Source organism: Aeromonas sp. V90_14 (assembly GCF_029967615.1).
Classification (GTDB): domain Bacteria; phylum Pseudomonadota; class Gammaproteobacteria; order Enterobacterales; family Aeromonadaceae; genus Aeromonas; species Aeromonas hydrophila.
The window spans coordinates 105,737-127,709 of sequence record NZ_JASCAS010000005.1; the positions used below are offsets into that span (position 1 = coordinate 105,737).

22 protein-coding genes are annotated in these 21,973 nt (G+C 63.0%); 7 read left to right on the plus strand and 15 right to left on the minus strand.

Going from position 1 to position 21,973, the window contains the following annotated elements:
* Positions 1–324: 324 nt before the first annotated feature.
* Positions 325–1,578, minus strand: a complete 1,254-nt coding sequence (locus tag QLG02_RS06130; RefSeq protein WP_282464779.1) for a phospholipase D family protein — start codon at positions 1,576–1,578, stop codon at positions 325–327.
* A 77-nt stretch (positions 1,579–1,655) separates the two neighbouring features.
* Between QLG02_RS06130 and QLG02_RS06135 the strand changes: the two genes are divergently transcribed.
* Entirely contained in the window at positions 1,656–1,802 is a 147-nt protein-coding gene (locus QLG02_RS06135) for a hypothetical protein (protein WP_162847499.1), read from the plus strand.
* A gap of 7 nt (positions 1,803–1,809) precedes the next feature.
* Here QLG02_RS06135 and QLG02_RS06140 read toward each other — a convergent pair whose 3' ends face one another.
* From QLG02_RS06140 to tatA, 3 genes are all read right to left on the minus strand, one after another.
* Positions 1,810–3,234 carry a lytic transglycosylase F gene (locus tag QLG02_RS06140; protein ID WP_282464780.1) on the minus strand — a complete coding sequence of 475 codons (1,425 nt, stop codon included), beginning with the start codon at positions 3,232–3,234 and terminating at the stop codon, positions 1,810–1,812.
* Positions 3,235–3,459: 225 nt separating this feature from the next.
* Positions 3,460–3,762: a YfcZ/YiiS family protein gene (locus QLG02_RS06145; protein ID WP_011704341.1), complete on the minus strand. Its 303-nt coding sequence runs from the start codon at positions 3,760–3,762 to the stop codon at positions 3,460–3,462.
* Between the two features lie 14 nt (positions 3,763–3,776).
* Complete coding sequence (gene tatA, locus QLG02_RS06150) at positions 3,777–3,938, minus strand: twin-arginine translocase TatA/TatE family subunit (protein ID WP_041217014.1); 162 nt, start codon at positions 3,936–3,938, stop codon at positions 3,777–3,779.
* A gap of 274 nt (positions 3,939–4,212) precedes the next feature.
* Here tatA and QLG02_RS06155 point away from each other — a divergent pair, with 274 nt between their 5' ends.
* Entirely contained in the window at positions 4,213–5,181 is a 969-nt protein-coding gene (locus tag QLG02_RS06155) for a LysR substrate-binding domain-containing protein (RefSeq protein ID WP_017408788.1), read from the plus strand.
* Positions 5,182–5,286: 105 nt separating this feature from the next.
* Here the strand turns inward: QLG02_RS06155 and QLG02_RS06160 are convergent, their stop codons facing one another.
* Both QLG02_RS06160 and QLG02_RS06165 read right to left on the minus strand, forming a co-directional pair.
* A complete protein-coding gene (locus tag QLG02_RS06160) occupies positions 5,287–5,886 on the minus strand; it encodes a YhgN family NAAT transporter (protein ID WP_010635400.1) in 600 nt (199 codons plus the stop codon).
* Positions 5,887–5,989: 103 nt separating this feature from the next.
* Entirely contained in the window at positions 5,990–6,235 is a 246-nt protein-coding gene (locus tag QLG02_RS06165) for a YecH family metal-binding protein (RefSeq protein WP_016349130.1), read from the minus strand.
* Between the two features lie 208 nt (positions 6,236–6,443).
* Between QLG02_RS06165 and QLG02_RS06170 the strand changes: the two genes are divergently transcribed.
* The gene (locus QLG02_RS06170) at positions 6,444–7,727 is read left to right on the plus strand and encodes a dicarboxylate/amino acid:cation symporter (protein ID WP_026080178.1); all 1,284 of its coding nucleotides are present in this window, start codon (positions 6,444–6,446) and stop codon (positions 7,725–7,727) included.
* Between the two features lie 14 nt (positions 7,728–7,741).
* Here QLG02_RS06170 and QLG02_RS06175 read toward each other — a convergent pair whose 3' ends face one another.
* Both QLG02_RS06175 and QLG02_RS06180 read right to left on the minus strand, forming a co-directional pair.
* Positions 7,742–8,056 carry a DUF2007 domain-containing protein gene (locus tag QLG02_RS06175; protein WP_011704337.1) on the minus strand — a complete coding sequence of 105 codons (315 nt, stop codon included), beginning with the start codon at positions 8,054–8,056 and terminating at the stop codon, positions 7,742–7,744.
* 56 nt (positions 8,057–8,112) lie between these two features.
* Positions 8,113–9,015 (minus strand): LysR family transcriptional regulator, encoded by a 903-nt coding sequence (locus tag QLG02_RS06180; protein WP_103829088.1) that lies wholly within the window; start codon positions 9,013–9,015, stop codon positions 8,113–8,115.
* A 96-nt stretch (positions 9,016–9,111) separates the two neighbouring features.
* Here QLG02_RS06180 and QLG02_RS06185 point away from each other — a divergent pair, with 96 nt between their 5' ends.
* Positions 9,112–10,164, plus strand: a complete 1,053-nt coding sequence (locus tag QLG02_RS06185; protein WP_011704335.1) for an HlyD family secretion protein — start codon at positions 9,112–9,114, stop codon at positions 10,162–10,164.
* Positions 10,164–11,717 carry a DHA2 family efflux MFS transporter permease subunit gene (locus QLG02_RS06190; protein ID WP_043160978.1) on the plus strand — a complete coding sequence of 518 codons (1,554 nt, stop codon included), beginning with the start codon at positions 10,164–10,166 and terminating at the stop codon, positions 11,715–11,717. Before QLG02_RS06185 ends, QLG02_RS06190 begins: the two co-directional genes overlap by 1 nt.
* Before the next feature lie 90 nt (positions 11,718–11,807).
* Here QLG02_RS06190 and QLG02_RS06195 read toward each other — a convergent pair whose 3' ends face one another.
* On the minus strand, positions 11,808–12,434 hold the full coding sequence (locus QLG02_RS06195) for a lysoplasmalogenase (RefSeq protein WP_011704333.1): 627 nt from the start codon (positions 12,432–12,434) through the stop codon (positions 11,808–11,810).
* A gap of 188 nt (positions 12,435–12,622) precedes the next feature.
* Here QLG02_RS06195 and QLG02_RS06200 point away from each other — a divergent pair, with 188 nt between their 5' ends.
* Positions 12,623–12,763, plus strand: coding sequence for a hypothetical protein (locus tag QLG02_RS06200; RefSeq protein ID WP_282464786.1), 141 nt, complete (start codon positions 12,623–12,625; stop codon positions 12,761–12,763).
* Positions 12,764–12,953: 190 nt separating this feature from the next.
* Here QLG02_RS06200 and QLG02_RS06205 read toward each other — a convergent pair whose 3' ends face one another.
* From QLG02_RS06205 to QLG02_RS06230, 6 genes are all read right to left on the minus strand, one after another.
* Positions 12,954–15,506: a TRAP transporter permease gene (locus tag QLG02_RS06205; RefSeq protein ID WP_282464781.1), complete on the minus strand. Its 2,553-nt coding sequence runs from the start codon at positions 15,504–15,506 to the stop codon at positions 12,954–12,956.
* A 102-nt stretch (positions 15,507–15,608) separates the two neighbouring features.
* Entirely contained in the window at positions 15,609–16,580 is a 972-nt protein-coding gene (locus QLG02_RS06210) for a TAXI family TRAP transporter solute-binding subunit (protein WP_016349123.1), read from the minus strand.
* A gap of 415 nt (positions 16,581–16,995) precedes the next feature.
* On the minus strand, positions 16,996–19,149 hold the full coding sequence (locus tag QLG02_RS06215) for a S9 family peptidase (RefSeq protein WP_282464782.1): 2,154 nt from the start codon (positions 19,147–19,149) through the stop codon (positions 16,996–16,998).
* 224 nt (positions 19,150–19,373) lie between these two features.
* Positions 19,374–19,805 (minus strand): DUF411 domain-containing protein, encoded by a 432-nt coding sequence (locus tag QLG02_RS06220; protein WP_203092493.1) that lies wholly within the window; start codon positions 19,803–19,805, stop codon positions 19,374–19,376.
* A gap of 48 nt (positions 19,806–19,853) precedes the next feature.
* Entirely contained in the window at positions 19,854–20,177 is a 324-nt protein-coding gene (locus tag QLG02_RS06225; RefSeq protein WP_011704326.1) for a hypothetical protein, read from the minus strand.
* Positions 20,178–20,264: 87 nt separating this feature from the next.
* On the minus strand, positions 20,265–20,987 hold the full coding sequence (locus tag QLG02_RS06230) for an SDR family oxidoreductase (protein ID WP_282464783.1): 723 nt from the start codon (positions 20,985–20,987) through the stop codon (positions 20,265–20,267).
* Positions 20,988–21,130: 143 nt separating this feature from the next.
* On the opposite strand from QLG02_RS06230, the gene QLG02_RS06235 reads away from it, so the two are divergent.
* Positions 21,131–21,973, plus strand: a complete 843-nt coding sequence (locus QLG02_RS06235; RefSeq protein WP_016349119.1) for a LysR family transcriptional regulator — start codon at positions 21,131–21,133, stop codon at positions 21,971–21,973.

Consider the following 21,973-nt stretch of genomic DNA (forward strand, 5'->3'; position numbering starts at 1 on the left):
TCTGCTGCTGCTTCCTGAGTTTCCGCTACCCATCTGAAGCAGGTGCCTGCTGGAGCAATCCAGTCGGCCAGTTCCCTTCACGACCCTCTTCCGCACGGCGGCAAGCCACCGTGTTGTCCTTGCAGTTGAAATATTACGCAGATAAATAAAATAAAAAACCGTTTTATACGCCCATGTATGCAAGCCGCAACCCTTCATGGAACTTCAGTCAGAAAACAATCCGATTAAAAACAATACGATAAACCAGTTCATCGCCATAGGATGGCAAACGTTATCCTCGAAGGCGCACAAGGCTTTGCGAGATCTCGCACACGCTCGGCCCGCTCACAACCAGCGCTGCAGCGGCAACCAGTCACTGACCCTGGCCAGCAGGCGGCGCAGGGTGGAGGGCGGGGCCGCCACCGAGTGGGAAGAGCGTTGCTGCCAGGTCGCCAGCCACTGCTGCAACTCGGCGCACAACACGGGGCAGGCCAGATGCAGCACCAGCTCGGTGTTGAGCAGCAGGGAGCGCGGATCCAGATTGAAGCTGCCGAGCAGCGCCTCCTCCTCCCCCACCAGGATCAGCTTGGCGTGCAGACTGAGCGACTCCCCCTCCAGTTCCGACAGCGCGATACCCTGCCGTATCAGCCAGGGGCGGTGACGGCGATAGGCGCCGTACACCAGCGGCACATCCGTGCTGGCCAGGGAGTTGGTCAGGATATCAATGTTCACCCCCGCCTGCCGCTGCTGTCTGAGCCGACGGCGCAGCCCCCGGGTCAGGATGAGATAAGGGGTGACCAGACTCAGCTTGCCTTGGTTGTCGGCCAGCTTGCGCCAGAGCAGGCGTGCGGTGGTGGGTCGAGACACCAGCCCCTTGCCGGGTCGATCAAACCACACTTCTGCCTCTCCGGCATGCCAGCGCAGGGGGACGGGTTCTGGATCGAACAGGCTGGCAGGCAGGTCGTAGACAGCCGCCACCTGCGGCTCGTTCATCGTCAGCAGAAAGTCGTTCACCACCTGCACCTCGGCCCGCTGCAGCGGGCGTCGCAGCAGACGGCGGATCGGGTGGCTCCAGCGGCTGCGCCAGAATTGATCGAACCCCTGCTCGGCCTGCTGGCAGAGTGGGCCCCGGCAGGCGAGATCCAGATCGACGAACTGGGGCGCCCCACCGAGCCCGAAGTAACGGTCCCCGATGTTGCGACCGCCGATCACCGCCTGACTGCCGTCCACCAGCAGTAGCTTGTTGTGCATGCGGTGATTGATGCGGCGAAAGCTGAGCAGCCCTTCCAGCAGCAGGGTCAGTGGCCGCCAGCCGCGCAACCAGAAGGGATTGAACAGGCGCACCTCGATACCCGGCTGATGGGCCACCATCTCCAGGAAACGGTTGTCGCCGGCATAGAGGTCATCAATGAGCAGCTGCACCCGTACTCCCCGCCGGGCGGCATGCAGCAACTCCGCCAGCAACAACTTGCCGCTGCTGTCCTCCTCCCAGCTGTAGTACTGGGCCTGGATCCGACTTCTGGCACCGCGGATCAGCTGACAGCGCAGCTTGAGTGCCAGCTCGGGCTGGTCTATCAGGGCGAATTCAGCGGGGATCATGGCGTCATCCGCCTGTCATGAGGAAATGGCATAACGCTGGCTAAGGGCCTCGTAGCAACAGGATGAAGGAATTTACCATGGAACTCACGGATCGCCCCGCCATCAGTCACAGACCGCAGGCCAGTGAGCCGGATCCCTCGCCAAGCGGCCAGCTGGCCCCCTGGTATCTGCAGCATCGGGATCAGGCCTGGCAGCCCTTCGCCCCGCCCGCCCAACCGCACTAGCAGGACGTCAGGGCTGGGCTACCGCCTCGATGGCGGCCGCCTTGCCTTCCAGCTGGGGCAGGCTGAAGCGGTAGGCCACATAGTACTTGTAGATGGTGCTGACATAGTTGATGGGCCCCTGGCCCACCTCATTGGCCACCAGCTGCTCCACGTTGCCGAACCAGACATTGGGATCCAGCCCGGCGGCCTCGGCCTTGGCCCTGAGCGCCTGCACCCGGTTCGGACCGGCATTGTAGGCCGCCAGCGCAAACAGGTGGCGGTTGAGCACATCCAGCTTGGGATCATTGAAATAGGTGTCGAGGATCAGCCGCATATAGCGGCAAGCCGCCTCCACATTGCCCTCCAGACTGGCAAGCCGGGCACCGCGAATGCCCACCTCACCGCCGGTGCTCGGCAACAGCTGCATGATCCCCACCGCCCCCCGTTCGGAACGGATGTCGGCATTGAGGCCAGACTCCTTGTAAGCCAGCGCCGCCAGCATCAGCCAGTCCAGCCGGTACTTGTCGGCCTGCTGCTCCAGCACCTTGCGGATGGTCGACAGCCTGCCCAGCGGATCCGGCGCCAGTATGTTGCTCATCTGGTCGTTGCGCGCCAGCAGACGGCGCAAAGCCATGTCGCTGTAAAGGGTGCGCTTGCCGGCATCGGCCAGATAGTCATTGACCGCCTTGAGCAGTTCCGGACTGTTGTTGCGCAGGGCCCAGGCGCTGCGGCCGTTGTCTCGCAGCGGGATCAGCTTGTGGGCCCGCAGCCCGCTGATCATGCCGAGCCAGATCCGCCCCTTGAAGCTGTCGGTCACGGTGAGCGGTATGATGCCGGCCGCCACCATCTCCAGCAGATCCCCGTCCTGCAGATATTCAGGCACCGTCTCGATATAGATGGGCGGCAGCCCCAACTCGCGAAACAACCAGTTGAGCTGGCGCAGGCTCTCGTAATAGCTGGAGCTGGCCCGCACCCAGACCCGCCGGCCGGAGAGCTGGGTGATGCGGTTGAAGGTCGGCAGGCTGTGCTGGCTCACCACCCACTCTTCGATGGGGGCGATCACCGGGTTGGAGAAGGTCACCTGTTCGCGCCGGGTCGGCGTCACCGTCATGTTGGCGGCCACCAGATCCCCCCGCCCCTCGGTGAGGTAGTCCAGCAGCTTGTCCTGGCGCACCGGGATGTAGATGATCTTGAGTTTGATCTTCTCCTTGGCCAGGTAGGTCTGATTCAGCCAGCGCTCGAACCCCTGCAGCTGGTTGACCAGGATACCGTGCTGGGCCCCCTTGTCGAAAAAGAAGAAGCCCCGCTCATAGACCACCAGGGCCCTGAGCTCTTTCTTTTGCAATATGCTGGCGAGATCCCCGGGCTGGGGCAGCCGTTGCGGCTTGAGATCCGCCGCCAGCAGCGGCAGCGCACACAGAGCGAGCAGACCCCAGCACCAGCGCAGCCTCATGATGCAAGCGCCTGCGGTTGCTTCGCTGCGAGCGGGAGCCCGTCAAACGGGTGGCGAACAAGGGTGGGGAAAATGGCGAAGAGCCAGCGCTGAACCATGATGAGATCGCCTTCTGTTGGCCGACTCGCGTCGGGCAAAACCGTCTGTGGGATAACTAACTATAGAACGCGGACCCACAGCAGAAGGGTCAACACGGCAGGCAAGCCTGCCGTGTCATCAGCAGGCTCAGATAGAGCGGGCACGCATCTCGAAAATGAGTTTTTCGGCGGTACAGGTGAATTGCAGGCGGGCTTTCAGGATCACGCCGTTGGCCCCCTGACTGAGTTCGCTGCTGCTTGTGGCTTCCGCAGTGACCTGCTTGGCCAGCGCCTCGTAGGCGGCCAGCTTGGCGCGAGCGTCAGCTTCTGCAGCGGCCTCGATCACCAGCTCCATCACATCGTCACCCTCGCCGATGATGGTACCAATTTCGGCGAAGCAGCCGCAGCTGTCACAGGTCTCGTTCAATTCCACTTTCTCTTCTACGGACATCATTCAACTCCCACTTATTTCGGCTGTGATTCATCGTCACGCAAGGCTTTACGAAAATCCTTGATGGCGGTGCCCAGATCCTCTCCGGCACTCGCCAGGCGTTTGCTGCCAAACACCACGACGACCACCACGAGCAGGATCAACAAATGCCAGATATGAATTCCACCGAGTCCCATAGGGATACTCCTGACTGATAGATACCGATTGTTTGTATCAAAAGAAGGCGCAAAGATTGTTGGGCAAAATCAAGACAGGCGCAAGTTTGCAAATAAATCACTCAAAAAAATACGGCGACCCAGGGTCGCCGTATTGCTTGATGCTACTTGTCCCCTCAACCACTACATCCTGTACCAGCCGCCATCGAAGGCGAGAGACGTTTCGAGCATAAATTCGCCTAGATATGAAAACAAATGGTATAAATTCATCTAAGAATTGAAGAGGATTCATATCATGTTGCTGGAACAGTTGGGGCGCATCGACCTCAATCTATTGATTATCCTGCAAGTATTGCTGGAAGAGCGGAACGGCAGCCGGGCGGCCCGTCGGCTGCACCTGAGCCAGTCTGCCGTCAGCAAGGCGCTAGGCCGGCTGCGGGAAACCTTCGACGACCCCCTGTTCGTGCGCTCGGCCTATGGGCTGGAACCCACCGCCCGTGCCCTCAGCCTGCAGCAGCAACTGCAGCCCATCCTGCTGTCGCTCGACAACCTGATCCAGCCGCCGGATTTTGACCCGACCACCACCGAGCGGGAGTTCGTCATCGCCAGCATGGACAGCGCCTTTACTCTGTTCGCCCCGCTCTACCTGAGCGAGCTGAAACGACAGGCCCCCGGCATCCGGCTGCGCTACGAGGAGTGGACCGAGAACAGCCTGACCGAGATGAGTCAGGGCCAGGTGGACATCGCCTTCACGGTGCGGGAGAACTGCATCAACTCGGACTTTCGGCTCGACACCCTGCCCAACGCTATCTGCCAGCGGCTGCTCGCCATCGACGATCTGACCTGCCTGGTGCAGCACGACCACCCCGCCCTGCACGAACCCGAGTGGGATCTCACCCGCTACCTGGCCTATCCCCACGTGCAGACCTATTGCGAGGGGCGCGACCGCTGGATGCTGGATCACAAACTGGCGGAGCAGGATCTCTATCGCCGCATCGAGGCGACCGTACCCTCCTTCGAGGCGGCGCTGCGGATGGGTATGCACTCGGACATGATAGTGACCCTCTCCCGGCTCTACGCCCGCCACGCCACCCAGGTCTATCCGCTGGTGCCGCTGCCGCTGCCCATCGCCCTCGACAGCATCTCCCACCTGCTGATCTGGCATCAGCGCCACGAGGAGGATCCGGGCCACCGCTGGCTGCGAGAAACCCTGCTGACCCTCATCATGGGCAAGCTGGAGCCCACTGCTGCCGAACCGGCCTGATTGCCGGCACAGGGCCGCAAGACCCTGACGGTCACCACGCCGGATCACAGGTAAAAAAACGGGGCTCGTCGAGCCCCATGTCTTTTCTGTTGGCATGCCAGCCGATCAGTTCTGACCGGTCACCGCCAGGTAGTGGTGCACCCCGTCGAGCAGCATCTGCACCGAGATCATCACCAGCAGCATGCCCATCAGACGCTCCACCGCGGTGAGTCCTCGCTCACCCAGCAGCTTGTTGAATACCTCGTAGAACATCAGGATCACCGCGCTGGCGCCCCAGGCCATCAACAGCGCCAGCGACCAGTCCGCCATCCGGGTCGGCTCCTGGTTGGCCAGCAGCAGCAAGGACGCCAGGATCGAGGGACCGGCAATCATGGGGATGGCCATGGGCACCAGGAAGGGCTCCTCACCCGCGGCCAGCCCGGTCACTCCGCCTTCACTCGGGAAGATCATCTTGATGGCGATAAGGAACAGGATGATGCCGCCGGCGATGCTGACCGCCTCCTGCCGCAGGTTGAGGAAATTGAGGATCTGCTGGCCGACGAACAGGAAGGCCATCATGATCACCAGTGAAAACAGCAGCTCCCGCATCATCACCTTGCGGCGTCGCTTGGGATCGATATGACGCAGGATCGACAGGAAGACCGGCAGGTTGCCCAGCGGATCCATGATCAGAAACAACATGACGGCAGCGGAGAAAGTGTCCATACAACGCCCAGGCTAAGCCTTCAACAAAAGCAGGGGGAAAGAGGGCGAAATATAACAAAGGCGGCGGGATTCGGCGAGCGCGGCGGGCGCTCGCCGGCGGGGATCAACCGTGGTTGCAGATCTTGTCGGCGTGAGTCTGGAAACCCTGCTCCGATTCGATGAACTTGCCGCGCTTGGCCAGGAAGTCGATCAGCGCCTCGGCATCCATCTCGCTGGCGCTGCAGGTATGAAAACGGGCCTCGGCGCCGAAGCGCTCGTCGATGGCCTGCTTGAGGCTGGCCCGGGTAAACTGACCGCCTTGCGCCAGCATCATCTCCATCACTTCGTGACCGTGTACCGATTGAGTCATTGCAAACCTCTTGAATAGACATATTTGATGCCTATTAAATCCTGCCCCACTGCCGACGACCTTGATATAGGCCAACAAATTGCCGATTTCCCTGCGTCCGTACTGGTGATGGCCGCGGCTTTGTCGATAATGTGGCAACCTGAGCAGGGGATGGCTACACTAACGCCCCTTTTTGCCACCGCAGACCGAATATAAGGACATTGGCGTCATGCTGTTCCATGGACTGGCTTTCAAGCCCTGGCGGATCTGGACCCGCCGCCCGCTCTGGTTGAAGACCCTGCTCGGCATGCTGACAGGGATCGGTCTCGGCGCCGGTTTCAGCGAGCAGGCGTTGCTGCTCAAGCCCATTGGCGTGCTGTTCGTCAACACCATCCAGATGCTGATGGTGCCCCTCATCTTCTGTTCGGTCATCGCCGGCCTCACCTCGCTGCTCAAGGGCAAGACCCTCGATCGGATCGCCGGCAAGGCCATCGGCCTCTACCTCTGTTCCACCGCGGTCGCCATCTGTATCGGCCTGATGATGGGCTGGCTGCTGGAGCCCGGCATGGGCGCCAACATGGGGCCCTATGAGCGGGTCGGCATGGCGGAATCCCCCACCCTGGCCAGCGTGCTGAGCCACCTGGTGCCGCGCAACCCGGTGCAGGCCATGGTGGACGGCAAGATCCTGCAGGTGATCGTGTTCGCGGTGGCCCTCGCCCTCGCCCTCAACGCCACCGGTCGGCGCGGCCGCCCCGCCATCCTGTTCTTCACCTCGCTGGCGGAGGGGATGTTCAAGCTGACCCAGATGGTGATGGCGCTGGCCCCATACGGCGTCTGCGCCCTGATGGCCTGGATGACCGGCAAGTACGGCATGAGCCTGCTGCTGCCGCTGCTCAAGGTGATCGGCGCCGTCTACCTCGGCTGCCTGCTGCACGTACTCGGCGTCTACAGCAGCCTGCTGATCCTGCTGGCCCGCCTCAATCCGCTGCACTACTTCAAAAGCATCGTCGATGCCCAGGCGGTGGCCTTCACCAGCAGCTCCAGCAACAGTACCCTGCCCATCAGCCTGGCCTGCGCCGAGCGCCGGCTCGGGGTCTCTCCCGCCATCACCGCCAAGGTGCTGCCCATTGGCGCCACCATCAACATGGACGGCACCGCGCTCTATCAGGGGGTAACGGCCCTGTTCGTGGCCCAGGCCTTCGGAGTGGATCTGCACATGGTGGATTACCTGACCATCATCAGCATCGCCACCCTGGCCAGCATCGGCACAGCGGGCACGCCGGGCACCGGCCTGATGCTGCTGACGCTGACGCTGACCGCGGTAGGACTGCCGCTGGAAGGGGTAGCACTGATCGCCGGGATCGACCGGATCCTCGACATGGCGCGCACCACGGTCAACGTCTCCGGCGATATTCTGGTGTCCGTGTTGATTGCCCGCAGCGAGCGGGAGCTGGATCTGGCGACCTATCACGACGCCAGCGCGGGCGAGGACATCGACTTCACCCTGCGCTGAGGCAGGGCGAGCGATTAATTTTCGTGGGGATCGTGGTGACAGCGCCAGCAGACATCGAAGTTGGCGCCGTTCTCCTCCCCGCATTGGCCACACAGCCAGCCGTTACCCTGGCGCTGCTGATAGCGCTCGATGACCCGCCCTGCCTTGCTGCGATCCTGTTCGCGCACCATCAGGGTCACCTGCAGCAGGTCCACCGGCAGTTCGCCCAGGGCGCCCGACAGCGCCTCGCCATTGAGCCGCACCGGCACCCCCTCCACTTCCAGCGCCCCTTTCAGGGCATGGGCCTCCAGCGAATGGGAAGCCCGATACAGATTGATCCAGTGATCCATGTCTTCCCCCTCAGATCCACTCACGATGCCGTGACCACGGCACCGCCTCTGACCGGCTACAGCAGGGTATCGATACCGTAGTCGGCCCCCTTGGCCACGATGAAGTCGATGAACACCCGCAATTTTCGCGGCATCAGCCGCCGCTCCGGAAACAGCAGGTAAATCGGCACCCTGGGCTGCTGCCACTCGGGCAGCACGGACACCAGGCTCCCACTCGCCAGCTCCTCGTGGCAGAGCATGGCGGGCAGGGAGGCGAGCCCCAGCCCGGCCTTCGCCGCCTCTCTGGCACAGGTTATATTATTAACCCGAAAGCGGGAGGGAGGGTCAACCAGCACCTCTCTGTCATCCCGCTCGAAGCACCAGTGCGACGCCAGAAAGCCGCTGGTGACCGCCACCCGCTCATGATGCACCAGATCCTCGGGATGGGTGATGGCGGGGCTGCGCGCCAGGTACGCCGGGCTGGCACAGATCAGGCGGGCGTTGCTCCACAGCCGCCGCGCCGCCAGGTTCGAATCGCTCATGTCACCGATCCGCACGATCGCATCCAGCCCCTCGTTGATGGGATCCACGATGCGATTGGTCAGCTCCAGCTCCACCTGCAGGCCGGGATAGGCCTGCAAAAACTCCGCCACCAGCCTGCCCACCACCAGCTGCCCCGCCTCGATGGGCACCGCCAGCTTGAGGGTGCCGGTCACCTCCTGCTGGCTGGCACTCACCATCAGCTCGGCCTGGGTCAGCTCGTCCACCGCCTTGCTGCAGCGCAGATAGTACTGCTCGCCGGCCTCGGTCAGGGTGAGCTGGCGGGTCGAACGGTAGAGCAGCCGCACGCCGAGGCGCTGCTCCAGCTCGGCGATGCGCCGGCTCACCGTCGCCTTGGTCATGCCCAGCTCCTGGGCGGCCGCCGTGAAGGACCCCTTGTCGACGATCCGCACTAGAATCAATGCAGCGTTCAGATCCATTGTTGCACCAGTGAAACTGTATATCTCATAAATGGATACTAATCGAAACAGTCGGCCAGTGTTAGCCTGCCTCTCTTAAGTTCAGGAATCCCCCACATGAGTCAACACAAGAAGATCCCCCTGCTGGCAGCCATGATCCTGGCCCTGCTCGGTCTGCTGTTTGCCGGTTACTGGTATCTGCACGGCCGCTATTTCGAGAGCACCGACAACGCCTACCTGCAGAGCGAGGTCACCGGCATCGGTTCCAAGCTGTCCGGCTACATCAGCGAAGTGCTGGTAACCGACAACCAGCCGGTGAAGGCCGGCCAGCTCATCGCCCGCCTCGACGACCGGGAGTACAAGACCAAGGTGGCCGAGGCCGAAGCCGATCTGCGCCTCAATCAGGCGACGGCGGAAAATCTCGCTGCCACCCGCACCCAGCAACTGAGCCTCATTCGCCAGGCCGAAGCCAAGGTCAGCTCGGCCAATGCCGAACAGGTGCGGGCCCAGCAACAGGTGCGCCGCGTCAGCCAGCTCAACCAGCGCCACTACAGCTCCCAGGACAGCCTGGACGAGGTGCGGGCCGGTCTGCAGGTCAATCAGGCCCAGGAGCAGGAGGCCAAAGCGGCCCTGCAAGCCGCCCGCGAGCGGCTGCTGGTGCTGGATGCCGAGGCCAAGCAGAACCAGGCCAAGCTGGCATTGAGCGCCGCCCAGCTGGAACAGGCCAAGCTGGAGCTGGCCTATACCGAGCTGCGGGCACCGGCCGACGGCATCATCGGCAAGCGCAGTCTGCGGGCGGGGCTCTACGTCCAGTCCGGCATGCAGGTGGCCAGCCTGGTGCCACTGCAGCAGGTGTGGGTCGAGGCCAACTTCAAGGAGACCCAGCTGCTCCACATGCAGCCCGGCCAGAAGGTGGAGGTGATCCTTGATGCCTATCCGGATCAGCCGGTCGAGGGGATCATCGACAGCCTGGCCCCCGCCACCGGTGCCAAGTTTGCCCTGCTGCCGCCGGAGAACGCCACCGGCAACTTCACCAAAATCGTGCAACGGGTACCGGTCAAGATCCGCATTCCGGAGCCGGGGCCGCTGGCGGGCAAGCTGCTGCCGGGCCTCTCCACCGAGGTGATCGTCGACACCCGCAGCCCTGATCCCGTGGTTGCGGCCCACTGATGGAACCCATCCCGCGTCGCAACTGGATCGCGGTCATGGGGGGCCTCATCGGCGCCTTCATGGCCATCCTCGACATCCAGATCACCAACGCCTCCCTGAAGGACATTCAGGGGGCCCTGTCGGCCACCTTGAGCGAAAGCTCCTGGATCTCCACCTCCTATCTGGTGGCGGAGATGATCGCCATTCCGCTGAGCGGCTGGCTGAGCCGGGGGTTGAGCGTGCGGCGCTACCTGCTGTGGACCACTGGCGCCTTCATCGTCGCCTCGGTGCTCTGCTCATTCAGCTGGAACCTCACCAGCATGATCGTCTTTCGGGCGCTGCAGGGCTTCACCGGCGGGGCGCTGATCCCGATGGCCTTCTCCCTCATCGTCAGTCTGCTGCCGCTGCACAAGCGGGCCACCGGCATGGCGTTGTTCGGCCTGTGCGCCACCTTCGCCCCCGCCATCGGGCCGACCCTGGGCGGCTGGCTGACCGAGCAGATGTCCTGGCACTACATCTTCTACATGAACGTGCCGCCGGGACTGCTGGTGATGGCCATGCTGGCCCACGGGCTGGACAAGAAGCCGGTGGACTGGGAGGTGATCAAGCGGGTGGATCTCATCGGCATCGTCACCATGGCAGTGGGACTGGGCCTCTTGGAGGTGGTGCTGGAAGAGGGCAACCGGGAGGACTGGTTCGGTTCCAGCTTCATCGTGCGGCTCACCGTCATCTCGGTGGTGGCGTTGGTGTTTTTCGTCATCAGCCAGCTGCTGCGGCGCCACCCGCTGGTCAACCTGCGGCTGCTGCACAACCCGCGCTTCGCGCTGGCCTGCTTCGCCTATCTGGTGCTCGGCATGGCGTTGATGGGCTCCATCTATGTGCTGCCGCTCTACATGACCCAGATCCACAACTACAACGCGCTGGAAATCGGTGAGGTGCTGATGTGGATGGGGCTGCCGCAGTTGCTGGTACTGCCGCTGGTGCCCAGACTGACCCACAAGATAGATCCGCGCTATCTGGTGAGCTTCGGCTTTCTGGTGTTCGCCGTCAGCTGCTTCATGAACATGAACATGAGTGCCGACTACGCCGGGCCTCAGCTGATCCAGTCGCTCATCGTGCGGGCGCTGGGCCAGCCCTTCATCATGGTGCCGCTCTCCCTGGTGGCGACTGCCAGCCTGACCCACGACGAGATCCCCTCCTCCTCGACCCTGCTCAACGTGCTGCGCAACCTGGGCGGCGCCTTCGGCATCGCCATCATCGCCACCCTGATCGACAACGACACCCGCATCCATGTCAGCCAGATCAGCAGCACCCTGGCCGCCAGCAGCATAGAGGGGCAGAGCTACCTGCTGCAGCTGGCCCAGACCATGATGGCGCAGGGCTCCGGCCCCGAGCTGGCTCGCCAGCAGGCCCAGGCCATGCTGTCGAACACCATCAGCCGGGAGGCGGCCATCATGGCCTACAACCAGGTGTTCTTCGTGATGGGCATCTTCCTGCTGCTCGCCAGCGGCCTGATGCTGCTGCTCAAGCAGCCCGCCCCCAGGGTAGCGGATGCCGAACCGCTCGAGGCGTGAAAAACGGTGAGAATGGAATAGCAAAACGGGCCTGAGGGCCCGTTTTTTTGTCTGCACATTCCCCTTGGCGAGGAGGCAATTCAGCCACAGTCACCCCGCCAGCGAGGCGGCAATCAGAAACTGGGCGGCGAAGTAGCTGGTCATCACCCAGGCGGTGGCATGGGGGAAGGGACGGCGGAAGCGGTCCAGCGCCAGCATGCTGTCGGAGAAGAGGAACATCAGCGCCCCCACCAGGGCGGCAGCACTGCCGGCGGTGAGGGAGGCATGCCAAGCGCCGGCGGCCACCCAGGCCATGCCGATGATCACCAGCATGTAGCAGAACACGGGCACCTTCATCTCCCCGAGCTTGCCCCACAGCAGGCCGAACACCATGCCGGCCACCAGCAGCAACAGCAGGCCATCCACCAGATTCAGCACCAGCGGCCCCTGGGCGAAGCCGACGATGTAGCAGAGGTGCGCGACAAAAAACGCCGCCAGCCCCTGGATGAAGCGGTCGCTCGGCAACATCAGCAGCACGTCGCCGGCCAGCGACAGGCAGAGACCGAGCAGGATCCAGGCGTGGGAACCGTCGTGGTCATAGCTCTGATAGCCGAAGGCCAGCGCGATGATGAGCAGCATGGTCAACGGCTTGCTGATGTAGAACTGACGGGAGTCTGAGCCATAGGCCGCACGAATGTGCCACCAGCCCGATGCGATGATCAAGAAACTCAATAACATGCCCTGCTCCTCACGTGTTGCTCGCAGTCATACGGCAACATCTTCTTGCTGACAAGCAGAGTAACAAATTCCCCCGCCCAGTGGCAGAGGCGCTCAGCAAATGAGCAGCCTACGCCTAAAGTCTAATTGTCCGACCCACCCTGTTCGGGCATAAGGAACGGGTCCGGAGGATCACCATGGAAGAAGCAATGAAAAACTATCTGCCCGCTATCGATATCATGATGTGCCACCTTGGCATCAGCTTCGAGCAAGCCTGCGAACAGCTGGGCCTGAGTCCGATGGAACAACAGACCCTGAGCCTGCTGCAGGAGCAGGATCCGCAGGAATAATCCCTCCCGGCGATGGATATCATGATGTGCCACCTTGGCATCAGCTTCGAGCAAGCCTGTGAACAGCTGGGCCTGAGCCAGGTGGGACAACAGACCCTGAACCTGCTGCCGGAACAGGATCCGCAAGAATAAGCCCCCAGCGGGGAGCATGAAAACGGCGCCATGATGGCGCCGTTTTTATTGACCCTGGTTATGCTCGCACCACCCGGCGCCGTTGCAGCCAGACGATCAACGCAAACAGCAGGAAGCCGGGCAGCCACATCAGCTCCTTGCGCCAGCGCTCGGTGGGGGCCTTGACCACCAGGATCTCCTGATCAAACTCCATGCCGGCTGCCGCTGCCGGACTGCCGAAGGTGACGCTGTCGATCAGGGTCTTGCCATCCTGCTCATAGAGCGCGAGCCCCAGGCTGGCGAGGCGGGCTGCCCCATCCTCCCCTGCCGGCACCGCCAGCAGCACGGTCGACTGACGCAGCTTGCCCACCGCATCCTCACCCTGGATCCGCAGCCGCAGGGTGCTCTCCGCCTCCACCTCGCCCAGGGTCTGGGCCAGCTGGGCCGGCGGCGTCTCGCGGTAGGGATCGTGCACCATGTCCATCCAGAAACCGGGGCGGAACAGGGTGAAGGCCACCAGCAGCAGCAGCACGCTCTCGTACCAGCGACTCTTCACCAGGAAATGGCCCTGAGTCGCGGCGGCGAAGATCAGCATGGCGACGGTGGCCACCATGAAGATCAGCACCCCGTGGGCAAAGTCCACGTCGATCAGCAGCAGGTCGGTGTTGAAGATGAACAGGAACGGCAGCGCAGCGGTGCGCAGGCTGTAGTAGAAGGCGGTGATGCCGGTCTTGATGGGATCGCCCTTGGAGACGGCCGCCGCCGCGAACGAGGCGAGCCCCACCGGCGGCGTCACGTCGGCCATGATGCCGAAGTAGAACACGAACAGGTGCACCGCGATGAGCGGTACGATCAACCCGTTCTGCTGCCCGAGCGTCACCACCACCGGCGCCAGCAGGCTGGAGACCACGATGTAGTTGGCGGTGGTGGGCAGCCCCATGCCGAGGATCAGACTCAGCAGGGCGGTGAGCAGCAGCATCAGCAGCAGGTTGCCCATGGAGAGCATCTCCACCAGATCCGCCAGCACCAGACCAACCCCGGTCTGGGAGACGGCACCGACGATGATCCCCGCCGTGGCGGTGGCGATGCCGATGCCGATCATGTTGCGGGCACCGGCCACCAGCCCCTCCCGCAGATCGATCAAGCCGTCCTGCAGGGAGCCGTAATCGTGCTGGCCATCGCTGCGCAGCCAGTTGAGCAGCGGCCGCTGGGTCAGCAGTATGATCACCAGCATGACGGTGCCCCAGAAGGCCGACAGCCCGGGCGAGAGGCGCTCCACCATCAGGCACCACACCAGCACCACCACCGGCAGCAGGAAGTGCAGGCCGGAGAGCAGCACGGTACGGGTGTTGGGCAGCTCGGTCAGCGGCTTGTCCGGATCTTCCGCCGCCAGCGGCTCATTGCTGGCGGCAATCTTCAGCAGCCCCAGATAGGTGGCAGCCAGCAGCAGGGCGATACTGGGCAGGGCATAGTCGCCCAGCGCCGGCTTGAGCCAGCCCAGGCCGTAGTAGACCGCCATCGACAGCCCGCTGATCAGGGCGGCGCCAAAGGCAAAGCCGGTCAACCGGCGCAGCCAGGGCTTGGGCTGATGGTCGCCGATGGGCTGCATGCCGAGCTTGAGCGCCTCCAGATGGACGATGTAGAGCAGCGCTATGTAGGAGATGGTCGCCGGCAGGAAGGCATGCTTGATGATCTCGACGTAGGGAATGCCCACGTACTCCACCATCAGAAAGGCCGCAGCCCCCATCACCGGCGGCATGATCTGGCCGTTGACCGAGGAGGCCACTTCCACCGCCCCCGCCTTCTCGGCGCTGAACCCCACCTTCTTCATCATGGGAATGGTAAAGGTGCCGGTAGTCACCACGTTGGCGATGGAGGAGCCGGAGATGAGGCCGGTCAGGCCGGAGGCCACCACCGCCGCCTTGGCCGGGCCACCGCGCAGGTGACCGAGCAGGCTGAAGGCGAGCTGGATAAAGTAGTGGCCGGCACCGGCCCGCTCCAGCAGGGCACCGAACAGCACGAACAGGAACACGAAGCTGGTGGAGACGCCGAGGGCGATGCCGAACACCCCCTCGGTGGTGATCCACTGGTGGTTGGCCAGCGCGGTGAAGCTCACCCCGCGGTGAGCCAGCAAGCCCGGCATCCAGGGCCCCGCCAGGCTGTAGGCGAGAAATACCAGGGCGATCACCGCCAGCGCCGGCCCCAAGGCGCGGCGGGCGGCTTCCAGCAGCAGCGGGATGCCGATGCAGGCGGTCACCAAATCGGCGGTGGTGAGGTTGCCCGGCCGCTGGGCCAGCGCCTCGTACATCACGAACAAATAGGAAGCGGCGCCGGCGGCCACCAGCCCGAGCGCCAGATCGCCGAGCGGCACCCGGTCGCGCGGCGAGCGGCGAAAGGCCGGGAACACCAGATAGGCCAGCAGCAGGGCGAAGGTGAGGTGAATGGCACGGGTCTCGGTGTCATTGAGTACGCCGAAGCCCAGCATGAAGGGCAGCGGCGAGGCGATCCAGAGCTGGAACAGCGACCAGGCGAGCGCCAGGGTGGTGATGCACCCACCCATGATGCCGAGCGGCAGACGCGCCCCCACATCCTGGGCGATCAGTTCCTCGGTAGAGAGTTGTTTATCTTGCATAGGGGTTAACTTGTGCCAACGAGTACAACGACACGACACCCGCTGCCACGGGCTGCGGCAGGCGGGTGTCGAAGAGAGTGACAGCGGCCCTTGGGCCCGCTATCAGAGCCAGCCGCGCTCTTTGTAGTAGCGGGCAGCCCCTTCATGCAGCGGGGCGGAGAGACCCACCTTGATCATGTCGGCCTCTTTCAGGTCGGCGAAGGCCGGGTGCAGCCGCTTGAAACGATCCAGGTTGTCGAACACCGACTTCACCAGTTGATAGACCACTTCCGGATCGGCCTTGGCACTGGTGGAGAGCACTGCCTTGCCGCCGATGGACGGGGTCGGCTGGTCGCTGCCCTTGTAGATGCCGCCCGGGATCTCGGCCTTGCTGTAGTAGCTCTTCTCGGCCAGCAGCTTGTCGATGTCGGCACCGGTGACCGGGACCAGCACGGCGTCGGTAGTGGTGGAGGCTTCCTGGATCGCGCCATTGGGGTGGCCGACGAAGTAGCTCATGGCGTCGATGTTGTTGTCGCCGAGCGCTGAGGCCTGCTCGGCCGGCTTGAGCTCGGAGACCAGGCCGAAGTCGCCCTTCTTCCAGCCCTTCACCGCCATGATCTCTTCGAAGGTGTCGCGCTGGCCGGAGCCAGGGTTGCCGATGTTGACCCGCTTGCCCTTGAGATCGTCGAAACCGGCGATCTTGGCGTCCTTGCGGGCCAGGATGGTGAACACCTCGCTCTGCAGGGAGAAGACGGCGCGCATGTCGTCCATGGCCCCCTCGGCCTGGAACGGCGGCAGCCCCTTCATCGCCTTGTACTGATGGTCGGACTGCATGATGCCGAAGTTGAATTCACCGCTGCGGATGCCGTTGACGTTGGCCACCCCGCCACCGCTGGCCGGGGCGTTGCACTTGATCTGGTGATCGGCGGCGCCGCGATTGAGGAAGCGGCAGATGGACTGGCCCGCCACGTAGTAGACACCGGTCTGACCGCCGGTGCCTATGGTCACGAAGCGCTCCTGCGCCTGCACCGGGCCACCAAACGAGACGCCGGCCAGGACAGCCGACAGGGCACACGCCAGGGATAATCCTTTCATGTTGTTCATCCTTTTTGATTGATTCAGCTCGCCCGTTCCACGGGCGAATGCCGGACAAACCACCGTTCTGCGCCGGCGGTTGCCCATGACCTCGATATGAGGAAGCGGGTGAACGGCGAACGTTCCCCAAAAAGCCACCAGCATCCTGTGGTGAGACAGTCGGCTTCATGCCAACCGAAGATAATTGGCCCCGAGGGGGCCAATTAAAGAGTCATAACGGCTTCGATTAAGCACACGGCGCCAACATAAATCAAACAAAAACACAAAATGATGGATATGGATGACGAGAAATTTGAAGCCGATCATTAATTTGCTGATCAGAGATTAATTGGATGTGCTACCGGTCGGCAGACAGAGTGGGAGGGGGGAGATTCTTTTGCAGCCCTTGACTGGCAAGGGCTGCAACTGTGGTGACTTATGCTTGTGGCTTGGCCAGATCCAGAATAAACGCGAACTCCAGCGCAATATCCTCGTAGGCTTTGAAGCGACCCGACTTGCCGCCGTGGCCGGCGTCCATGTCGGTGCTCAGCAACAACTTGTTATCATCGGTCTTCAGCTCGCGCAGCTTGGCGACCCACTTGGCCGGCTCCCAGTACTGCACCTGGGAGTCGTGCAGGCCGGTGGTCACCAGCAGGTTGGGATAGGCCTGCGCCTTGACCTGATCGTAGGGGCTGTAGGCCTTCATGTAGTCGTAGTAGCGCTTCTGGTTCGGGTTGCCCCACTCGTCGTACTCCCCGGTGGTGAGGGGAATGGACTCGTCCAGCATGGTGGTCACCACGTCGACGAACGGCACCTGGGCCACCACGCCGCGATAGAGCTGGGGCGCCTGATTGATGACGGCCCCCATCAGCAGGCCGCCGGCGCTGCCGCCCATGGCGTAGACCTGATCCTTGGCGCCATAGCCCTGCGCCACCAGCGCCTCGGTCACGTCGATGAAGTCGTTGAAGGTGTTCTGCTTTTTCAGCAGCTTGCCATCTTCATACCAGTGACGCCCCAGCTCCTCGCCGCCACGGATGTGGGCGATGGCGTAGACGAAGCCGCGGTCCAGCAGGCTCAGCCGGGCACTGCTGAAGTCCGGGTCCATGCTGGCACCGTAGGAGCCGTAGCCGTAGACCAGCAGCGGATTGGTGTGCGCGCCGGCCCCCGCTTGCTTGAACTTGTCCTTGCGATAGACCAGCGACACCGGCAGGGCCACGCCGTCACGGGCGGTGATCCAGAGCCGCTCGCTGGCATACTGGTCGGCCTTGAAGCCTGCCACCGGCTGCTGCTTGAGCAGGGTGCGCTTGCCGCTGTTCAGATCGAGCTCGTAGGTGGACGAGGGAGTGGTCATGGAGGAGTAGCCATAGCGCAGCGCGCTGGTATCCGGCTCCGGGTTGTAGGCGAGCCAGGTGACATAGGCCGGATCGTCGAAGGCAATCTCCTTCTGCTCGCCGCTCTGCCAGTTGACCTGGCGCAGCCGGGTCAGCCCCTGACTGCGCTCCTCCAGCACCAGCCACTCCTTGAACAGGGCGTAGCTCTCCAGCAGCACATCCGGATTGGGGGCGATCACCGCCTTCCAGCGATCCACCGGGCTCTCCTTGGTCTCGTAGAGGCCGAAGTTCTTGCCGTCCTTGTTGGAACGCACATAGAAGCGGCCGCGGTAGTGATCCAGGCTGTATTCGTGATCCACCTGGCGCGGCAGGAACAGCCGTGGCGCCTGGGTCGGCACGTTGGCATCGATGAGGCGCGCCTCGCCTGAGGTGGTGCTGGAGAGGGCGATGACGATGAAATCTTCCGAGGTGGTGGCGTAGAGGCTCACATAGAAGGAGTCGTCCTTCTCCTCATAGACCAGCTGATCCTTGGCTGGATCCGTGCCCAGCTCGTGGCGATAGACCTGATAGGGCAGCAGCGTCTTGGGGTGCTTGCGCACGTAGAACACCGTCTTGCTGTCATTGGCCCACACCAGATTGCCGGAGGTGTTCTCCAGCGTGTCGGCGGCCCATTTGCCGCTCTCCAGATCGAGGAACTGGATCTGGTACTGACGGCGGGAGAGAAAATCTTCCGCCACCGCCAGCCAGCGGTTGTTGCGGCTCACCTCGAGCGCCCCCAGGGCGTAGAACTCGTGGCCTTCGGCACGCAGGTTGCCGTCCAGCAGCAGGCTTGCAGCCTCTTCACCCAGCTTGCTGCGCGAATAGATGGCGTACTCCTTGCCCGGCTCGTAGCGGGTCTGGTAGCGATAGCCGTTTTTCACGTAGGGCACCGACTCGTCCTGCTGCGGAATGCGGGCCACCATCTCCTGATAGAGCTGGTCGCGCAGCGGCTTGATCGGTTTGAGCATGGCGTCGGTGTAGGCGTTTTCGGCCTCGAGGTAGGCCAGCACTTCGGGTTTCTGGCGCTCGTCATCGCGCAGCCAGTAATAGTTGTCGACCCGGGTATCCCCGTGTTTCTTGATGGCGTGAGGGTGTTTGGTGGCCACGGGAGGCTGGATCAGGGTGTCGCTTGTGGGCATGGCGGACTCATCATTGGCATATGAACAGGGAACGGCGGCCAGACAAGCCAGCAGCAGAAGCCCTCGGGAAAAGGTGAACATGTCGCATCCTTTGCGCTGTAAAAGGGTTGGCGGACCTGAGCCTTGGCTCCTTGGACAGGGGATCAATCTGCCCCTTGTCGCCTTCAGTTGCAAGTTCTCCCGCGCCCTGATGTAAAAGGGCCGCCATCTCGCGATGGCGGCCCCCATACCTGACCGTGAGCGACACTAGCTCGCTCAGGTGTGCCTCACATGATGGAAGTGTGTCTGCTCACGGCCAGTTTTCATCAGCCGGGGTAGCTCGACCAGACCTTGGTCGTGCCCTCGTTGCTGATACTCAGCACCTGATAGGGCTGACCCGGAATATCCATGCCCGGCGCACTCTGGGGCATGCCCGGAATGGTCAGGCCGCGGATCGCCGGTTTTTCCTTGAGCAGCTTCTGCACGTCGGCGGCGGGTACATGCCCCTCCACCACATAGCCGTTCACCACCCCGGTGTGGCAGGAAGCCAGCTGCGGAGTGATGCCGTACTGCTGCTTGACCGGTTCAAGCTGCTCGGTTTCGACGACCTTGACCTCAAAGCCGTTCTCTTCCATGTGCTTGATCCAGGTCTTGCAGCAGCCGCAATACTGGGACTTGTAGACGGTCATCTGCTCGGTTGCCAGAGCAGAAAAACTGACGGTACCGGCCAGCACGGCCAATAACAGGGACTTGTACATAACTCACCTCGGATAAGAAGAAATGCCCAAAAAAACGGGGGACTCGACTCAACCGAGATGACGGGGCGGACGCTCCAGCCGGTCGGTCGGAACATCCGGCATGAACTGGGAGGGGGAGATGAAATCCGGGGTATCGGGTTCCAGCATGGCAACCGTCAGGCTGTCGCCGGTGAGCACCGTCATGGCGAGCGCCGAGGTGAAGCTGCCGCAGGGCATGGCCTTCTCCAGGGTACGTTCGCTCTGGCTGCAATGGGGCGTCAGGGTACAGAGATCGGTCGCCGCCCGGCTGCCAAACGACATCAGCACCATCAGCAGACTCCACAGGGGGAGCCAGCGGCGGGCGCGAGCGAGTTGGCGACGGGTCAGAACCATGAGACGACTCATTGACGAAAGGTGGCCTATGGTAACCCTTGGCCCAGGGGGAGGGTCAAGCCCTCCCCCTCTTCCAGTCAGCCACCATCAAGGTTGCTGACGGGTGGCCGCCAGCACGATCTCGCGCACGCAGACATTGGCCGGCTGGCTCCATACATAGAGCACGGCGTCGGCGATCACCTCAGGCGCAATGACGCCCCCCATCTGATCCTTCCAGTCGTGGTAGCCGGCCTTGATGCTCTCGTCCGTGGTGTGGCTGAGCAGCTCGGTCTCCACCGCGCCCGGGGCTATGGTCACCATCCGCACGCCGACATCGGCCACCTCTTCCCGGATGTTCTCGGTCAGGGCGTGCACCGCGAACTTGGTGGCGCAGTAGGCGGCATGGTTCGGGAAAGTCTTGCGACCGGCGATGGAGCTGATGTTGATGATGGTGCCGCTGCAGCGGGCCTTCATGCCGGCCAGCACGGCGTGAACACCGTTCAACACCCCCATCACGTTGATGTTGAGCATCTGCTGCCACTCCGCCGGGTCCTGCACATCGGCCTGTCCCAGCAGCATGACGCCGGCATTGTTGACCAGACAGCCAACCGGGCCGAATTGCGCCTCGGCCTGCTGGATGGCGGCCTTCATGGCGGCGGTGTCGGTCACATCGACCCCGATGCAGAGGGTATCGGGCAGCGCCAGCGCCTGCATGGGCTCGACCCGGCGGGCCAGCAGCAGCAGCGGATGGCCGGCGGCGGAGAAGGCGCGGGCAATGGCGGCACCGATCCCGGCGGAGGCACCGGTGATCACGACGAGAGGTTTGGACATGATGTTTTCCTTCTGATTCAAGAGTCGGTTTGAGCAAACAAGCGGCTGGCCAGCACGGAACGGGATCACTATAGTCACTGCATCCATCAGTGATAAATATTGTTTTCCGCTGGTTATCATCTGAAAAAACTATGGTTGGGCTTATGCTGGATCTGAGACTGCTGCGCTTCTTCATCGCCATCTATGAAGAGAAGAACATCACGGCGGCGGCCGAACGCTGCCACGTCAGCCAGCCCTCCCTCTCGGCGGGGCTGCGCCAGCTGGAAGAGACCCTGGGTGACAGCCTGTTCATCCGGGGCAAGAAGGGGGTGGCGGCCAGGGATCAGGCCCATTACCTCTATCCCCACGCGGTCAAGCTGGTGGAAGAGGCGCGCCGGCTGCCGGCGCTGTTTCGCCAGAAGGCGACGCGTGCGCGGCTCAACATGGCCATCATGCCGGACCTGAGCCGGCGGCGGGTGGCGGGATTGCTGCAGCAGGTGCAGGCTGTGCTGCCCGAGCTGGATCTCACCCTCTCCGATTACGGGACGCCTGCCGACTGTCGGCTGACCCTGGATGCCCTGCGCCGCGAAGACGAGATCTTCCTGCCGCTGTGGGAGGAGGATTATGTCTTGTGCGTGCGAAGCGACCATCCCCTCGCCAGCCGCCAGCAACTCGAGTTGGCCGAGCTGCAACATTATGATTTTATTGAGTGCCCTCCCTGCGAAGCCCATCAGCAGACCATAGGTCTGCTGGCCTGTGACCGGCTCACCCTCAATCTGGTGGCCAAGGCCGAGAGCAAGGGGCTGGTGATGGCGCTGGTGCTGGCCGGGGTCGGCATCAGCTTTCTGCCGGACGGGCTGGTGGAAGACGAAGCGGGTCTGTGCACCGTGCCGGTGCGCGGGCCACGGATGTTCCGGCGCATCGGCCTCTGCTATCCCGCCCACCAGACCCTCAATCCGGCGCTGCGCGAGCTGATCCCGGAGCTGGCGAGCCATGGCGCTTCTTGA